This is a genomic window from Azospira restricta (assembly GCF_016858125.1).
GTDB lineage: Bacteria > Pseudomonadota > Gammaproteobacteria > Burkholderiales > Rhodocyclaceae > Proximibacter > Proximibacter restrictus.
Map to the genome: position 1 here is coordinate 775864 of NZ_CP064781.1, position 13948 is coordinate 789811.

19 protein-coding genes are annotated in these 13948 nt (G+C 70.0%); 12 read left to right on the forward strand and 7 right to left on the reverse strand.

What is annotated here, in order from left to right; genetic code table 11:
- Window positions 1-52 precede the first annotated feature (52 nt).
- The 8 genes from gshA to metW all read left to right on the forward strand — a co-directional run bounded on the left by gshA (window position 53) and on the right by metW (window position 7624).
- Window positions 53-1342: a glutamate--cysteine ligase gene (gene gshA / locus IWH25_RS03670; protein ID WP_203388005.1), complete on the forward strand. Its 1290-nt coding sequence runs from the start codon at window positions 53-55 to the stop codon at window positions 1340-1342.
- Window position 1343: 1 nt separating this feature from the next.
- Window positions 1344-2300 (forward strand): glutathione synthase, encoded by a 957-nt coding sequence (gene gshB / locus IWH25_RS03675; protein WP_203388006.1) that lies wholly within the window; start codon window positions 1344-1346, stop codon window positions 2298-2300.
- Window positions 2288-3313: an FAD:protein FMN transferase gene (locus IWH25_RS03680; RefSeq protein WP_203388007.1), complete on the forward strand. Its 1026-nt coding sequence runs from the start codon at window positions 2288-2290 to the stop codon at window positions 3311-3313. The genes gshB and IWH25_RS03680 overlap by 13 nt, the downstream gene beginning before the upstream one ends.
- Window positions 3314-3322: 9 nt before the next feature.
- Complete coding sequence (locus IWH25_RS03685; RefSeq protein ID WP_203388008.1) at window positions 3323-3712, forward strand: PTS sugar transporter subunit IIA; 390 nt, start codon at window positions 3323-3325, stop codon at window positions 3710-3712.
- Complete coding sequence (locus IWH25_RS03690) at window positions 3712-3981, forward strand: HPr family phosphocarrier protein (RefSeq protein WP_203388009.1); 270 nt, start codon at window positions 3712-3714, stop codon at window positions 3979-3981. Before IWH25_RS03685 ends, IWH25_RS03690 begins: the two co-directional genes overlap by 1 nt.
- 4 nt (window positions 3982-3985) lie before the next feature.
- A complete protein-coding gene (gene ptsP / locus IWH25_RS03695) occupies window positions 3986-5746 on the forward strand; it encodes a phosphoenolpyruvate--protein phosphotransferase (protein ID WP_203388010.1) in 1761 nt (586 codons plus the stop codon).
- Between the two features lie 169 nt (window positions 5747-5915).
- Complete coding sequence (metX, locus tag IWH25_RS03700) at window positions 5916-7034, forward strand: homoserine O-succinyltransferase MetX (protein WP_203388011.1); 1119 nt, start codon at window positions 5916-5918, stop codon at window positions 7032-7034.
- Window positions 7031-7624, forward strand: coding sequence for a methionine biosynthesis protein MetW (gene metW / locus IWH25_RS03705; protein ID WP_203388012.1), 594 nt, complete (start codon window positions 7031-7033; stop codon window positions 7622-7624). Before metX ends, metW begins: the two co-directional genes overlap by 4 nt.
- Before the next feature lie 7 nt (window positions 7625-7631).
- Here the strand turns inward: metW and IWH25_RS03710 are convergent, their stop codons facing one another.
- Complete coding sequence (locus IWH25_RS03710) at window positions 7632-8039, reverse strand: hypothetical protein (protein ID WP_203388013.1); 408 nt, start codon at window positions 8037-8039, stop codon at window positions 7632-7634.
- A gap of 3 nt (window positions 8040-8042) precedes the next feature.
- Window positions 8043-8336, reverse strand: coding sequence for a DUF1330 domain-containing protein (locus IWH25_RS03715; RefSeq protein ID WP_203388014.1), 294 nt, complete (start codon window positions 8334-8336; stop codon window positions 8043-8045).
- A 99-nt stretch (window positions 8337-8435) separates the two neighbouring features.
- On the opposite strand from IWH25_RS03715, the gene IWH25_RS03720 reads away from it, so the two are divergent.
- Window positions 8436-9704, forward strand: coding sequence for an AmpG family muropeptide MFS transporter (locus IWH25_RS03720; RefSeq protein WP_238998992.1), 1269 nt, complete (start codon window positions 8436-8438; stop codon window positions 9702-9704).
- A complete protein-coding gene (locus tag IWH25_RS03725) occupies window positions 9662-10402 on the forward strand; it encodes a uracil-DNA glycosylase family protein (protein WP_203388015.1) in 741 nt (246 codons plus the stop codon). Before IWH25_RS03720 ends, IWH25_RS03725 begins: the two co-directional genes overlap by 43 nt.
- Here IWH25_RS03725 and IWH25_RS03730 read toward each other — a convergent pair.
- From IWH25_RS03730 to IWH25_RS03750, 5 genes are all read right to left on the reverse strand, one after another.
- Window positions 10376-10723 (reverse strand): hypothetical protein, encoded by a 348-nt coding sequence (locus IWH25_RS03730; RefSeq protein ID WP_203388016.1) that lies wholly within the window; start codon window positions 10721-10723, stop codon window positions 10376-10378. The genes IWH25_RS03725 and IWH25_RS03730 overlap by 27 nt on opposite strands.
- Entirely contained in the window at window positions 10720-11049 is a 330-nt protein-coding gene (locus tag IWH25_RS03735) for a YqjK-like family protein (protein ID WP_203388017.1), read from the reverse strand. Before IWH25_RS03735 ends, IWH25_RS03730 begins: the two co-directional genes overlap by 4 nt.
- Complete coding sequence (locus IWH25_RS03740; RefSeq protein WP_203388018.1) at window positions 11030-11440, reverse strand: phage holin family protein; 411 nt, start codon at window positions 11438-11440, stop codon at window positions 11030-11032. Before IWH25_RS03740 ends, IWH25_RS03735 begins: the two co-directional genes overlap by 20 nt.
- 10 nt (window positions 11441-11450) lie before the next feature.
- Window positions 11451-11771 (reverse strand): ElaB/YgaM/YqjD family protein, encoded by a 321-nt coding sequence (locus IWH25_RS03745; RefSeq protein WP_203388019.1) that lies wholly within the window; start codon window positions 11769-11771, stop codon window positions 11451-11453.
- Between the two features lie 80 nt (window positions 11772-11851).
- A complete protein-coding gene (locus IWH25_RS03750) occupies window positions 11852-12634 on the reverse strand; it encodes an exodeoxyribonuclease III (protein ID WP_203388020.1) in 783 nt (260 codons plus the stop codon).
- A 48-nt stretch (window positions 12635-12682) separates the two neighbouring features.
- Here IWH25_RS03750 and pyrE point away from each other — a divergent pair, with 48 nt between their 5' ends.
- Together pyrE and IWH25_RS03760 are read left to right on the forward strand one after the other, a co-directional pair.
- Window positions 12683-13327 carry an orotate phosphoribosyltransferase gene (gene pyrE, locus IWH25_RS03755; RefSeq protein WP_203388021.1) on the forward strand — a complete coding sequence of 215 codons (645 nt, stop codon included), beginning with the start codon at window positions 12683-12685 and terminating at the stop codon, window positions 13325-13327.
- Window positions 13314-13934 (forward strand): hypothetical protein, encoded by a 621-nt coding sequence (locus IWH25_RS03760; RefSeq protein WP_203388022.1) that lies wholly within the window; start codon window positions 13314-13316, stop codon window positions 13932-13934. Before pyrE ends, IWH25_RS03760 begins: the two co-directional genes overlap by 14 nt.
- Window positions 13935-13948 lie beyond the last annotated feature (14 nt).

Genomic DNA, 13948 nt, shown 5'->3' on the forward strand with positions numbered 1-13948 from the left:
GTCCTCGACAACCCGCCCCCGCCATCGACCGGGGCACGGAGACCGCCTCGCCATGGTGCCCAACCTGACCACCGCCCTCACCGGGCCGCTGCTCGACCTCGAACGCCGCTTCCTCGACGCCTCGCCGCAGATCGAGCGCTGGCTGCGCGCGCAGTGGAACGAGCACACGCCGCCGTTCTATTCGTCGACCGACCTCAGGAACGCCGGTTTCAAGCTGGCGCCGGTCGACACCAACCTGTTCCCGGGCGGCTTCAACAACCTCAATCCGGCCTTCCACCCGCTGTGCGTGCAGGCGGCGATGTCGGCGATCGAGAAGTTCTGCCCGGAGGCCTGCGGCCTGCTGCTGATTCCGGAGAACCACACGCGCAACCTGTTCTACCTGCAGAACGTCGCGCAGCTCGCCGGCATCCTGCGCCAGACCGGCCTCAACGTGCGCATCGGCTCGCTGTTGCCGGAGATCGTCGCGCCGACGCCGGTCGAGCTGCCCGACGGCTCGCTGCTGACGCTGGAGCCGCTGCGGCGCAACGGCAACCGGCTCGGGCTGGACGGCTTCAACCCGTGCACGATCCTGCTCAACAACGACCTCTCGGCCGGCGTGCCGGAGATCCTCAGGGGACTCGACGAGCAGTTCGTGCTGCCGCCGCTGCACGCCGGCTGGGCGACGCGCCGGAAGTCGAACCACTTCGCCGCCTACGAGCAGGTGGCGGGCGAGTTTGCGCAGACGCTGGGCATCGACCCGTGGCGCATCAACCCCTACTTCTCGGTCTGCCGCAGCATCAACTTCCACGAGCGGCAGGGCGAGGAGTGCCTCGCCGCCAACGTCGACGCGGTGCTTGGCATGGTGCGCGAGAAGTACCGCGAGTACGGCATCGACGAGACGCCGTTCGTCATCGTCAAGGCCGACGCCGGCACCTACGGCATGGGCGTGATGACGGTCAAGGACGCGTCCGAGGTGATCGGGCTGAACCGCCGCCAGCGCAACAAGATGAGCGTGGTCAAGGAAGGTCTGGAGGTCAGCGAGGTGATCATCCAGGAGGGCGTGCACACCGTCGAGCGCGTCGGCGACGGCGTCGCCGAGCCGGTGGTGTACATGATCGACCGCTACGTCGTCGGCGGCTTCTACCGCGTGAACGCGGCGCGCGGCGTCGACGAGAACCTCAACGCGCCGGGCATGCACTTCGAGCCGCTGGCCTTCGAGACCAGCTGCCTGTGCCCGGACGCTCGGCAGAATCCGGACGCGGCGCCGAACCGCTTCTACGCCTACGGCGTCGTCGCGCGGCTGGCCGCGCTGGCGGCGGCGATCGAGATCGAGCGCACCGAGCCGGCCGTCGCGGAGGCCTGAGGTGCGCCTGCTGTTCGTCGTCGATCCGCTGCCGAACCTCAAGGCCTACAAGGACTCCAGCGTCGCCATGATGCGCGCCGCGGCGGCGCGCGGCCACGCGGTGTGGGCGACGACCGTCGACCGGCTGAGCTGGGAGTGTGGCGAAGGCGGCGCCGGCGTCACCGCCGAGGCATCGGCGCTGACGCTTGCCGCCGACGATGCCGACTGGTACCGCGCAGACGCCGCGCAGACCTTGCGCCTGGCCGACTGCGACGCGGTGCTGATGCGCAAGGATCCGCCCTTCGACATCGAGTACGTGACCGCCACCTGGCTGCTCGAGCAGGCCGAGCGCGAGGGCGCGCGCGTCTTCAACCGGCCGCGCGCGCTGCGCGACCATTCGGAGAAGCTGGTGCTCGCCGAGTTCGCCGACTTCGCGCCGCCGTCGCTGGCGACGCGCGACGCGGCGCGGCTCAATGACTTCATCGAGCGCGAGGGCGACGTCATCCTGAAGCCGCTCGACGGCATGGGCGGCCGCGGCGTCTTCCGCGTGCGCCGGGACGACCCGAACCGCAACGCGATCGTCGAGACGCTGTCCGCCGACGGCGCGCGCAGCATCATGGCGCAGCGCTTCATCCCCGAGATTGCGGCGGGCGACAAGCGCATCCTGCTGATCGGCGGCGAGGTCGTTCCGTACTGCCTGGCACGCGTGCCAAAGGCCGGCGAGACGCGCGGCAACCTCGCCGTCGGCGGCATCGGCGAGGTGCGCCCGCTCTCCGCGCGCGACCGCCAGATCGCCGCAGCGCTGGCGCCGGTGCTGGCGGCGCGCGGCCTCTTCTTCGTCGGCATCGACGTGATCGGCGATTTCCTCACCGAGATCAACGTCACCAGCCCGACCTGCATGGTCGAGATCGCGCAGGGCAGCGACGTCGATCCGGCGGCGCTGTTCGTCGCCGCGCTGGAGCGCGCATGCGCGTCCTGATCCTGCTGCTGGCGGCAGCACTGCTCGCCGCCTGCGGCAAGCCGCCGGTGCACGGTCGCGAGGCCTTCGTCTTCGGCACCCGCGTCGAGGTGCTGGTCGCCGACGCCGACGCGACGCGCGCCGCGGCGGCGATGAGCGCGGTGCTGCAGGAGTTCGACCGCCTGCACCGGACCTACCATGCCTGGCAGCCGTCCGAGCTGACCGCGCTCAATGCCGCGCTGGCCGAGGGCAGGCCGCACGCGGTGACGTCGGAGCTCGCCGCCTTCATCGTCGACGCGCAGGCGATCGCCGCCGCCGGCGACCATCTGTTCGACCCCGGTATCGGCCGCCTGATCGCGCTGTGGGGCTTCCAGTCCGACGAGTTCCGGCCGCGGCTGCCGGACGCGGCGGCACTCGACGCCTGGCGCCGCGCGGCGCCGTCGATCGCCGACCTGCGCGTCGACGGGCGGATGGTGACCAGCGCGAAGCGCGAGGTGGCGCTCGATTTCGGCGGCTACCTGAAGGGCGTCGCCCTCGACCGCGCCGCCGCGCTGCTGCGCGCGCAGGGCGTCGGCAACGCGCTGGTCAACATCGGCGGCAACGTGATCGCGCTCGGCACCAAGTACGGCCAGCCGTGGCGGGTCGGCATCCAGCATCCGCGCGCTCCGGGCACGCTGGCGACGCTGACGCTCGCCGACGGCGAGGCGATCGGCACCTCCGGCGACTACCAGCGCTTCTTCGAGCTCGACGGCCGCCGCTACTGCCACCTGCTCGACCCGCGCAGCGCGGCGCCGGTGACGCACACGCAGGCGCTGACCGTGCTCGTCGCGCCGCAGCCGGGGGCCGGCATGCGTTCCGACGCCGCCTCGAAGCCGCTGTTCGTCGCCGGCGACGGCTGGCGGCGGCTGCTCGCGCCGCTCGGCGTCGCCGGCGCGCTGCGCGTCGCCGCCGACGGCCGCGTCCAGGTCAGCCGCACGCTGGCGGCACGGCTGAAGTTCGAGCCCGGCCTGCCGGCGCCCGAAATCGTCGATTAGAATGCGGCCATGATCGGAATCCTGCTCATCACCCACGGCACCTACGGCGAGGCGCTGGTCCAGAACGTCTGCCACGTGCTCAACAAGCGTCCGCCGCTGATCGCCCAGCTCGGCGTCGCCGCGCAGGACGACCCGCTCGACATCCTGCCGCTGGCGAAGCTGCTGCTGAACGAGGTCGACGGCGGCGAGGGCGTGCTGGTGATGACCGACATCTACGGCGCGACGCCGGCCAACCTGGCGTTGAAGCTGCTCGTGCCGGGGCACGTCGAGGGCGTCTCCGGCGTCAGCCTGCCGATGCTGCTGCGCGCGATCACCTACCGGGAAAGGGGCATGGAGACGATGATCACCAAGGCCGTCAGCGGCGGGCGCGACGGCATCCTGAACATGAGGGACCATTGATGCTGCGCAGCGAAACCGAAATCGTGAACAAGCTCGGCCTGCACGCACGGGCCTCGGCCAAGCTGACGCAGCTGGCCGGCAAGTTCAAGAGCGAGGTCTGGATGGAGAAGGGGTCGCGGCGGATCAACGCCAAGAGCATCATGGGCGTGATGATGCTGGCCGCCGGCAAGGGCTCGCAGGTCGTCGTCGAGACCGCCGGCGACGACGAGCGCGAGGCGATGGATGCGCTGCTGGCATTGATCGCCGACAAGTTCGGCGAGGGGGAGTAGGCGCGTGAGTTTCACGCTGCACGGCCTCGGCGTCTCCGGCGGCATCGCCATCGGCGTCGCCCACCTGATGTCGTATGCGACGCTGGAGGTGTCGCACCTGACGCTGTCGCCGCGCATGCTGGACAAGGAGCTGGCGCGCTTCGACGCGGCGCTGCAGAAGGTGCGCGACGAGCTCGCCGCGATGCGCGAAAGCACCGAGCATGCGCCGGCCGAGTTCGGCGCCTTCCTCGACCTGCACCGGATGATCCTCGACGACCCCGAGTTGTGCGAGGTGCCGCGCATCCTGATCCGCGAGCGCCGCTGCAACGCCGAGTGGGCGCTGGTGCAGCAGATGGAGCACCTGGTCACGCAGTTCGACGAGTTCGAGGACCCCTACCTGCGCGAGCGCAGCCACGACGTGCGCCAGGTGGTCGAGCGGGTGATCAAGGAGCTCGCCGGCCATCCCGGCCGCGCCGCGCTGCGCGCGGCGAAGAGCGTCAAGGAAGAGAACCTGATCGTCGTCGCCCACGACCTGTCGCCGGCCGACGTCATCGCCTTCAAGGAACACCGCTTCGCCTCGTTCATCACCGACGTCGGCGGCGCCACCTCGCATACCGCGATCCTCGCCCGCAGCCTGGCGGTGCCGGCGGTGCTCGGCCTGCACAACGCGCGCCAGCTGATCCGCGACAAGGAACAGCTGATCGTCGACGGCACGCGCGGCGTGATCATCGTCAATCCCGATCCGCGCGTGCTCGAGGAATACCAGTTCCGCAAGAGCGAGCTGGAAATCGAGCGCTCGAAGCTGCGCCGGCTGAAGACGGCGAAGGCGACCACCCTCGACGGCGTCGAGATCAGCCTGCAGGCGAACATCGAGCTGCCGTCCGACGTGCCGGCGGCGCTCGACGGCGGTGCCGAAGGGGTCGGCCTGTTCCGTACCGAGTTCCTGTTCCTCGACCGCGGCGAGCTGCCGTCCGAAGACGAGCAGTTCGAGGCCTACCGCAAGGTGGTCAAGGGCATGGACGGGCGGCCGGTGACGATCCGCAGCTTCGACCTCGGCGCCGACAAGGACCTCAACCCGGAAGGCACGCTCGGCGACCGCGTCAAGACCAACCCGGCGCTCGGCCTGCGCGCGATCCGCGTTTCGTTGGCCGAGCCGAAGATGTTCCAGACGCAGCTGCGCGCGATCCTGCGCGCCTCCAAGTACGGCAAGGTCCGGCTGCTGATCCCGATGCTCGCGCACGCGCACGAGATCGACGCGACGCTGGCCGCGGTCGAGCAGGCGAAGTCGAGCCTGCGCGGCGACCGCATCGGCTTCGACGCCAGCATCGAGATCGGCGGCATGATCGAGATCCCGGCCGCCGCGCTGGCGATCGGCATGTTCCTGCGCCGCCTCGATTTCCTCTCCATCGGCACCAACGACCTGATCCAGTACACGCTGGCGATCGACCGCACCGACGAGCAGGTGGCGCCGCTGTACGACCCGCTGCACCCGGCGGTGCTGATGCTGATCGCGCACACGCTGCACAGCGGCGAGAAGGCCGGCATCCCGGTCTCGGTCTGCGGCGAGCTGGCCGGCGATCCGGCGTTGACCCGCCTGCTGCTGGGCATGGGGCTGCGCAGCTTCTCGATGCATCCGGCGCAGATCCTCGAGGTCAAGAGCCGCGTGCTGAAGGCCAACATCGGCGAGCTGGCGCCGCAGGTGCGGCGGATCCTGCGCCTCGAGGAGCCGGCGAAGATCCGCGAGCAGCTCGAGCGGCTGAACGGCAACGTCGCGGTGGGTGCCTGAATTGACAATCGCCGCCGGCTGCGGTTAACTGCCGGCCTACAGCGCCGATTTGAACGAATCAGCTTGCGGGCGCTTAACAAATGCGGCTAAAGCGAGGGCAACCCAGTCCGCGCCAGCCAGCCGACTGGGTTTTTTGTTTTCCGGGAACGACTTTTCAGGTGGGCAGCAAATGAATTCCGTTGGTGTCGTGACGCCGCAGCGTGTCGCCTTCGACGCCCCGATCGCGCTCCGGGGCGGGACCACCCTGCCCGGCTTCGAACTGGTCTACGAGACCTACGGCGAACTCAACGCCGAGGGCAGCAACGCCGTCCTCGTCTGCCATGCGCTGTCCGGCAGCCACCACGTCGCCGGCGTCTATGCCGGCCAGCCGAACAGCGTCGGCTGGTGGGACAACCTGGTCGGCCCGGGCAAGCCGCTCGATACCAACCGCTTCTTCGTCGTCGGCGTGAACAACCTCGGCGGCTGCTACGGCTCGACCGGGCCGATGAGCATCAACCCGGCGACCGGCCAGCCCTACGGCGCCGACTTCCCGGTGGTCACCGTCGAGGACTGGGTCGCCGTGCAGGCGCGGCTGGCCGACCACCTCGGCATCGGCTGCTGGGCGGCAGTGATCGGCGGCTCGCTCGGCGGCATGCAGGCGCTGGAATGGACGCTGCAGTTCCCCGACCGCATCCGCCACGCGCTGGTGATCGCCTCGGCGCCGAAGCTCTCGGCGCAGAACATCGCCTTCAACGAGCTGGCGCGGCAGGCGATCCTCAGCGATCCCGACTTCCACGGCGGCCACTACTACGCGCACGGCACGGTGCCGGTGCGCGGGCTGCGGCTGGCGCGCATGGTCGGCCACATCACCTACCTCTCGGACGACCAGATGGCCGAGAAATTCGGCCGCGAGCTGAAGAACGGCACGCTCTCGTACGGCTACGACACCGACTTCCAGATCGAGTCCTACCTGCGCTACCAGGGCGACAAGTTCACCACCTACTTCGACGCCAACACCTACCTGATCACGACCAAGGCGCTCGACTACTTCGATCCGGCGCGCGACTACGGCGGCGACCTGCAGGCGGCGCTGGCGCGGGCGAAGGCGAGCTTCTTCGTCGCCAGCTTCACCACCGACTGGCGCTTCGCACCGGAGCGCAGCCGCGAGATCGTCTACGCGCTGATGCACAACGGCCGCGACGTGTCGTACGCCGAGATCGACTGCAGTGCCGGTCACGATTCCTTCCTGCTCGACGACGCGCACTACCATGCCGTGGTCGGCGCCTACCTCGACAGGATCGAGACATGACGGAAATCTTCGGCCGCTTCGACTTCGACGTGATCGCGCGCTGGATCGCGCCCGGCGAGCGCGTGCTCGACCTCGGTTGCGGCGACGGCTCGCTGCTGAAATTCCTGACGGCCGAGAAGGGTATCCGCGGCTACGGCGTCGACAATGCGCCGGAGAACGTGCTGGCGGCGATCAGGAACGGCGTGAACGTGCTGCAGTTCGACCTCGAGAAGGGGCTCGCCGGCGTCGACGACGACGCCTTCGACCACGTCATCATGTCGCTGTCGCTGCAGACCGTGCGCCACACGGTGCCGCTGGTGCAGGAGATGCTGCGCGTCGGCCACGAGGCCGTCGTCTCCTTCCCCAACTTCGGCCACCGCAGCCACCGCGAGGCGATCGCCAAGGGCCGCATGCCGGTCTCGGAAGCGCTGCCCTACCAGTGGTACGACTCGCCCAACGTGCGCTTCTTCACCATCGCCGACTTCGAGGCGCTGTGTACCGACAACGGCATCGAGGTGCGCGAGGGCCTGTTCTTCGACGAAGGCCGCGCGGTCGTCGACGACCCCAACCTCAACGCCGACGTCGCCCTCTACCGGCTCGGCCGCGGCTAGCGGCGGATCAGCGCCGATACTCGGCGAGCACTTCCGCCAACGTCGGGTTGGCCTTGCCGCGGTTGCCGACGAAGACGATCGGCAGCTCGCCGTGCAGCACTTGCTGCAGGCGCCGGGCGACGGCGTCGTCGCCGTTTTCGATCGAGAAATTCAGCGAATGCGAGCGGCGCACCGCGACGCGGTGCCGCACCAGATCGGCAGCGAGGTCGTCGGCGCGGCGCGCGGCGTCGCTCGGGCAGTTCTCCGGCGCGATCACCAGCACTTCGCCGGCGCGGGCGCCGTCCGGGGCGACTGCGGCGACGAAACCGGCCGGGCTGATCGCCGCCGCCTCGGCTGCCGTCGTCTGCTGCTTGTTCCAGTAGTGCCAGCCGCCGCCGACGATGCCGGCGAGCACGAGTAGGCGGACGATCCCCATCGCTCAGATCGCGTAGCTGATCAGGTCGACCTCGGCCGCCCGTTCGCGCAGCGGGATCAGTGCCTGGTAGGCGGGCGACGCGTGCCAGCCGCTTACCGCGTCGAGGTCGGGAAAGAGGATCACCACCGTCGCCTGGTGGCGGTGGCTGCCGCCGAGCACCGCCGCCTTGTCGCCGCGCAGCAGCAGCTGTGCGCCCCAGGGGGCGAGCGTGTCGGGGACGCGGCGGCGGTATTCTGCCCACTGCGCCGCATCCTTCACCGTGATATGACCGATCACGCAGGCCTTGGCTTCGCCCATGTCGCCTCTCCTCCTTGTCGTCGTTCGCCGGATCATGCCCGCCGCCGCCGATGCCGGCAAGGTAAGATGTCGCCTTCGCCGAAACCCCGCCCGCCCTCGATGCCCGCCTGGCTCGCCCCGCTGCTCACCCGCCGCATGCTGATCTGCGTGTTCACCGGTTTTTCCTCCGGGCTGCCGCTGTTCCTGCTGCTCAACCTGCTGCCGGCGTGGCTGAAGACCGAAGGGATCAGCCTCAAGGAAATCGGCCTCTTCGCGCTGATCCAGTTTCCCTACACCTGGAAGTTCCTGTGGTCGCCGCTGATGGACCGCTACGCGTTGCCCTGGCTCGGCCGCCGGCGCAGCTGGATGGCGGTGGCGCACGTCGCGCTGGTGGCGGCGATCGCCTGGCTCGGCTCGCTGTCGCCGCAGGAATCGCTGGCCACGATCGCGGCGATCGCCTGCGTCATCGCGGTGCTCTCGGCAACGCTCGACATCGCGCTCGACGCCTTCCGCCGCGAACTGCTGGCCGACGCGGAGCTGGGCCTCGGCAACTCGGTGCATGTGAATGCCTACAAGGTCGCCGGCCTGATCCCCGGCTCGCTGTCGCTGTGGCTGGCCGACCGCCTGCCGTGGTTCGAGGTATTCGTCATCACCGCGCTGTTCATGCTTCCCGGCCTGGTGATGACGCTGCTGGTCAGGGAGCCGGGGCGCGCGCCGGCGCCGCGCACGCTGACGGAAGCGGTGGTCGCGCCGTTCCGTGAGTTCATGGGCCGCTCGGGGCTCTCCGGCGCGCTGCTGGTGCTCGGCTTCATCTTCCTCTACAAGCTCGGCGACTCGCTGTGCACCGCGCTGGCGACGCCCTTCTACCTGGAGATGGGCTACACCAAGACCGAGATCGGCCTGGTCGCGAAGAACGCCGGGCTGTGGCCGTCGGTGTTCGGCGGCCTGGTCGGCGGGCTGTGGATGGTGCGCCTCGGCATCAACCGCTCGCTGTGGGTGTTCGGTGTCGTGCAGATGGTCGCCATCCTCGGCTTCGCGTGGCTGGCCGGCGCCGGCAGCGCGCCGGCGACGCCGGAGCGGCTGCTGGCGCTGGCGCTGGTGATCGGCACCGAGGCCTTCGGCGTCGGCCTCGGTACTGCCGCTTTCGTCGCCTTCATCGCGCGCAGCACGCACCCGGCCTACACGGCGACGCAGTTCGCGCTGTTCACCAGCCTCGCCGCGGTGCCGCGCACCTTCATCAACGCCTCCGCCGGCTGGCTGGTCGAGCAGCTCGGCTGGGTCGACTTCTTCCTGCTCTGCTTCGTGCTCGCGGTGCCGGGCATGCTGCTTCTCTTCAAGGTCGCGCCATGGAACGAACCCAAGAAAACGAAACCCGCGCCGGCCGGCTGATCGCCGCCGCCCGCGAACTCTCGGCGGCGCTCGCGCCGATGCGCTTCGCGCCGCCGGTGAGCCACGTCTACAACCCGCTCGACTACGCCTGGGCGCCGCACGAGCAATACCTGTCGCGCTACGGGGCGAGCCGCAAGCGCGTCGTCTTCCTCGGCATGAATCCGGGGCCGTTCGGCATGGTGCAGACCGGCGTACCGTTCGGCGAGATCGACGCGGTGCGCGACTGGATGGGGATCGCGGCGGCGGTGGACAAGCCGGCGGCGGAGAATCCGAAGCGGCCGATCGAGGGTTTCGCCTGCGCCCGCTCGGAGGTCAGCGGTCGCCGCCTGTGGGGCCTGTTCGCACAGCGCTTCGGGCGTGCCGAGGCGTTCTTCGCCGAGCACTTCGTCGCCAACTATTGCCCGCTGGCCTTCTTCGACCACGGTCGCAACCTGACGCCGGACAAGCTGCCGGCGGCCGAGACGGTGCCGCTGGAGGCGGCCTGCGACGCGCACCTGCGCGCGCTGGTCGAAGCGCTCGAGCCGAAATGGCTGATCGGCGTCGGCGGCTTCGCCGAGGCGCGCGCGGCCGAGGCGCTGGCCGGGACGGGCGTGCGCATCGGCCGCGTGCTGCATCCCAGCCCGGCCAGCCCGGCGGCGAACCGCGGCTGGGCCGAGGCGGCGGAAAAACAGCTACGGGCGCTGGGAATCTGGGACTGAGGCGGGCGCCGTTTCGCCCGCGCGCGGCCGGCGCCGGCGGTCCAGCCACCAGGCGTAGAGCGGCAGCAGCAGCGCCGACCCCGGCAGCAGCAGGAACAGCAGGTAGGGTGAGATCCGCGACAGGCGGCGCAGCTGCGACAGCAGCTCGGTCTTCTCGGCGGCGGTCCAGTGGCCGCCGTTGCGCGGCTTCATCAGCAGCGGCATCAGTCCGCGCATCGCCAGCAGCTCGCCGAGGACATGCCGGGCCTCGCGCTTCTGCGCCGACAGGAAGCGGCCGACGGCGGGGCCGAGGGGTTCCCGCGGGTCGGACGGCCGGCTCATGCGGCCGGACGGGAAACGGCGATGCCGGCGGCGGCGAGCTTGCTGCGGGCCGTCTTCCATAGGCGCCAGGCGACGAAGGCACGGCGTCCCCAGCGCCAGACGCCCTTCGGGCGCAGCAGGGCGAGCAGCGCGACGGCGACGCCGACCTGCCCGGGGTGTCGCTTGACGTAATCGACGCCGCGGCGCGCTGCCGCCAGCCCGCGGTCGGCGGTCTGCAGCGCGTCGGCGAGCGGCCGCAGTTGCACCGCCAGCGTTGCCCGCTGCGCGGCGATCCGTTCCTGCAGGCGGCCGCGCTGCAGGCTCAGTTCAATCAGCTTTTTTTCCATGGCCGGTGGCGGCGCGCAGCTGGCGGAGGTCTTCCTCGAGCTCGGCGAGGGTCGCGGCGAACACCTGGTGGCGGTCGTTGGCGCGCTGCATCGCGGCGAAGAGCAGGCCGCCGGCGATCAGGAAGGCGGCGGCGAAGCCGCCGAGGACGAGAACCCGCTGTTCCCAGGCGAGTGCGACGACGAGCCCGACCAGCAGCAGGATGCCGACGCCGACGCAGAACAGCGCAGCGATGCCCAGCACGAGCAGGCGGACGAGGCGGATGCGTTCGCCGGCGAGCTCGTTGCCGGCCAGTTCAATGCGGGTGCGCGCCGTGGCGACCAGCGTCACGGCGCTCGTGCGCAAGGCGGCGAAGAGGCCGCCGGCCTCTCCGCTGCCCGGGGTGGAACTCATCGGGCGCGGCTTAGCGGCGGCCGATCAGCACGCCCAGCGCGAGGCCGACCGCGGCGGCGACGCCGACCGCCTGCCACGGATGCTCGTGCACGAAATCGTCGGTGGCGCGGGCGGCCGCCTTGGTGCGGTCGGCGATCGCCGCTTCCGCGTCCTGCAGGCGGACCTTGGCGTCGCGCAGGCGCTCGGTGATGCGCTCGCGCAGTTCGCCGACCTTCTCGCCCGCCTGGTTGGCGGTGGCGCGCAGGATCTCCTCGGCGTCGGCGACGACGATCCTCATGTCGGAGACCAGCTTGTCCTTGGAAACGTTCGCGATGTCGGTAGTGTCAGCCATGATGCTTCCTTTTCTTGAGGGTGTTCTTGGAGGATAGGTTCTGCCGTAAACAGCGTAGCGCGTCGGGTAGCGTTAGGCAATCAAGTTGCATACGCGTAGTCGATCGTCAGCGGCGCATGGTCGCTGAAGCGCTGCGCCTTGTAGACCGCCGCGTGGCGCGCGGTGGCGGCGAGGCCCGGCGTCGCCAGCTGGTAGTCGAGGCGCCAGCCGACGTTCTTCGCCCAGGCCTGGCCGCGGTTCGACCACCAGGTGTAGCAGTCGTCGGTGGCTTCGGGATGCAGCTGCCGGTAGGTGTCGACCCAGCCCGTCTCGCCGAGCACGCGGCTCATCCAGGCGCGCTCCTCGGGCAGGAAGCCGGAGTTCTTCTGGTTCGACTTCCAGTTCTTCAGGTCGATTTCCCGGTGCGCGATGTTCCAGTCGCCGCAGACGACGACGTCGCGCCCCTCCTGCGCCATCCCGGCGAGCAGCGGCAGGAAGTAGTCCATGAAGCGGAACTTGGCCTCCTGCCGCTCCGGCGAGCTGGAACCCGACGGCAGGTAGAGCGAGACCACCGACAGCCGGCCGAAGTCGGCGCGGATGAAGCGGCCCTCGGCGTCGAACTCGCCGTGGCCGAGGCCCTCGACGACGCGGTCGGGGTTCTGCCGGCACCACAGGCCGACGCCGCTGTAGCCCTTCTTTTCGGCGCAGTGGTAATAGGCGTTGAGGCCGTCGGGCGCTCGCATCTCGGCGCTGAGGTCGGCGTCCTGCGCCTTGATCTCCTGCAGGCAGACGATGTCGGCGTTCTGCGCCTCGAGCCAGGGCAGCAGGCCCTTGTTCCACGCCGAGCGGATGCCGTTGAGATTCAGGGTGATGATGCGTAACATGGGCGTCTCGCGCCGTGCGCACGGCGCACGGACTTCAGAAGATTGCTAATGGACTTTCGTCAGGAATTCATCGAGTTCGCCGTCGGCCAGAACGTGCTGCGCTTCGGCGAGTTCAAGACCAAGGCGGGCCGGCTCTCGCCCTACTTCTTCAACGCCGGGCTGTTCAACGACGGCGCCTCGCTCGACCGGCTGGCGCAATTCTACGCGAAGGCGATCGTCGCCAGCGGTCTGCAGATCGACGTGCTGTTCGGGCCGGCCTACAAGGGCATCCCGCTGGTCGCGGCGACCGCGATGGCGCTCGCGCAGCAGGGGCGGAACCTGCCCTACGCCTACAACCGCAAGGAGGCCAAGGACCACGGCGAAGGCGGCACGCTGGTCGGTGCGCCGCTCGCCGGGCGCGTGCTGATCGTCGACGACGTGATCTCGGCCGGCACCTCGGTGCGCGAGTCGGTGGACATGATCCGCGCCGCCGGCGCCACGCCCTGCGGCGTCGTCATCGCGCTCGACCGCATGGAGCGCGGCACCGGTGCGCTGTCGGCGGTGCAGGAGGTCGAACGCGACTATGGCATTCCGGTGGTGGCGGTGGCGACGCTGGAGGACCTGCTCGCCTTCCTCGGCGGCCGTGCCGACTTGCAGGCCAACGCGGCGGCGGTTGCCGCCTACCGCCGGGAGTACGGCGTTGCGCGCGGCTAGGCTGGCGCTGCTGCTGGCGGCTGCGGCCGCGAGCCTGCCGGCGGCGGCGGTGGCGAACATCCTGTGCTGCAACGACGAGCGCGGCAAGCAGGTGTGCGGCGACCTGCTGCCGGCGGCCTGCGTCGGCCGCGCCTACCGCGAGATCGGTCCCAACGGCGCCGTCGTGCGCCAGGTCGAGGCGCCGCTGACGCCCGAGCAGCGCGCGCTGCGCGCCGCCGAGGAGCGCAAGAAGAAGGAGGCCGAGGAGGCGGCGAAGGAGCAGCGCCGGCTCGACGCGGCGCTGCTGCAGACCTACGGCAGCGAGGCCGACATCGACCTGATGCGGCAGCGTGCCGAGTCGGACACGATGGCCGGCGTCAAGGCGGCCGAGGCGAAGATCGCCGAGGCGCAGAAGCGGCGCAAGAAGTTCGAGAACGAAGCCGAGTTCTACAAGAAGAGGACGTTGCCGCCGGAAGTCGAGAAGGGGCTGAAGGACGCCGATTTCGAGATCCAGGCGCAGCAGGACCTGATCGCCGCGAAGAAGAAGGATCTTGAGGCGATCAAGGCCAAGTACGACGAGGACAAGCGCCGCTACCAGGAACTGAAGCGGGTGCGCGTGCGCCAGTAGCGATCACAAAAAAA

Excerpts from the sequence above, each read along its gene's own strand:
- IWH25_RS03735 (WP_203388017.1), bottom strand. The coding sequence starts at position 11,049 with ATGGAAAAAAAGCTGATTGAACTGAGCCTGCAGCGCGGCCGCCTGCAG.
- IWH25_RS03680 (WP_203388007.1), top strand. The coding sequence starts at position 2,288 with ATGCGCGTCCTGATCCTGCTGCTGGCGGCAGCACTGCTCGCCGCCTGC.
- IWH25_RS03715 (WP_203388014.1), bottom strand. The coding sequence starts at position 8,336 with ATGGGCGAAGCCAAGGCCTGCGTGATCGGTCATATCACGGTGAAGGAT.
- metX (WP_203388011.1), top strand. The coding sequence starts at position 5,916 with ATGAATTCCGTTGGTGTCGTGACGCCGCAGCGTGTCGCCTTCGACGCC.
- metW (WP_203388012.1), top strand. The coding sequence starts at position 7,031 with ATGACGGAAATCTTCGGCCGCTTCGACTTCGACGTGATCGCGCGCTGG.
- pyrE (WP_203388021.1), top strand. The coding sequence starts at position 12,683 with ATGGACTTTCGTCAGGAATTCATCGAGTTCGCCGTCGGCCAGAACGTG.
- IWH25_RS03720 (WP_238998992.1), top strand. The coding sequence starts at position 8,436 with ATGCCCGCCTGGCTCGCCCCGCTGCTCACCCGCCGCATGCTGATCTGC.
- IWH25_RS03710 (WP_203388013.1), bottom strand. The coding sequence starts at position 8,039 with ATGGGGATCGTCCGCCTACTCGTGCTCGCCGGCATCGTCGGCGGCGGC.
- IWH25_RS03725 (WP_203388015.1), top strand. The coding sequence starts at position 9,662 with ATGGAACGAACCCAAGAAAACGAAACCCGCGCCGGCCGGCTGATCGCC.
- gshA (WP_203388005.1), top strand. The coding sequence starts at position 53 with ATGGTGCCCAACCTGACCACCGCCCTCACCGGGCCGCTGCTCGACCTC.
- IWH25_RS03750 (WP_203388020.1), bottom strand. The coding sequence starts at position 12,634 with ATGTTACGCATCATCACCCTGAATCTCAACGGCATCCGCTCGGCGTGG.
- IWH25_RS03685 (WP_203388008.1), top strand. The coding sequence starts at position 3,323 with ATGATCGGAATCCTGCTCATCACCCACGGCACCTACGGCGAGGCGCTG.
- IWH25_RS03745 (WP_203388019.1), bottom strand. The coding sequence starts at position 11,771 with ATGGCTGACACTACCGACATCGCGAACGTTTCCAAGGACAAGCTGGTC.
- IWH25_RS03740 (WP_203388018.1), bottom strand. The coding sequence starts at position 11,440 with ATGAGTTCCACCCCGGGCAGCGGAGAGGCCGGCGGCCTCTTCGCCGCC.
- IWH25_RS03690 (WP_203388009.1), top strand. The coding sequence starts at position 3,712 with ATGCTGCGCAGCGAAACCGAAATCGTGAACAAGCTCGGCCTGCACGCA.
- IWH25_RS03730 (WP_203388016.1), bottom strand. The coding sequence starts at position 10,723 with ATGAGCCGGCCGTCCGACCCGCGGGAACCCCTCGGCCCCGCCGTCGGC.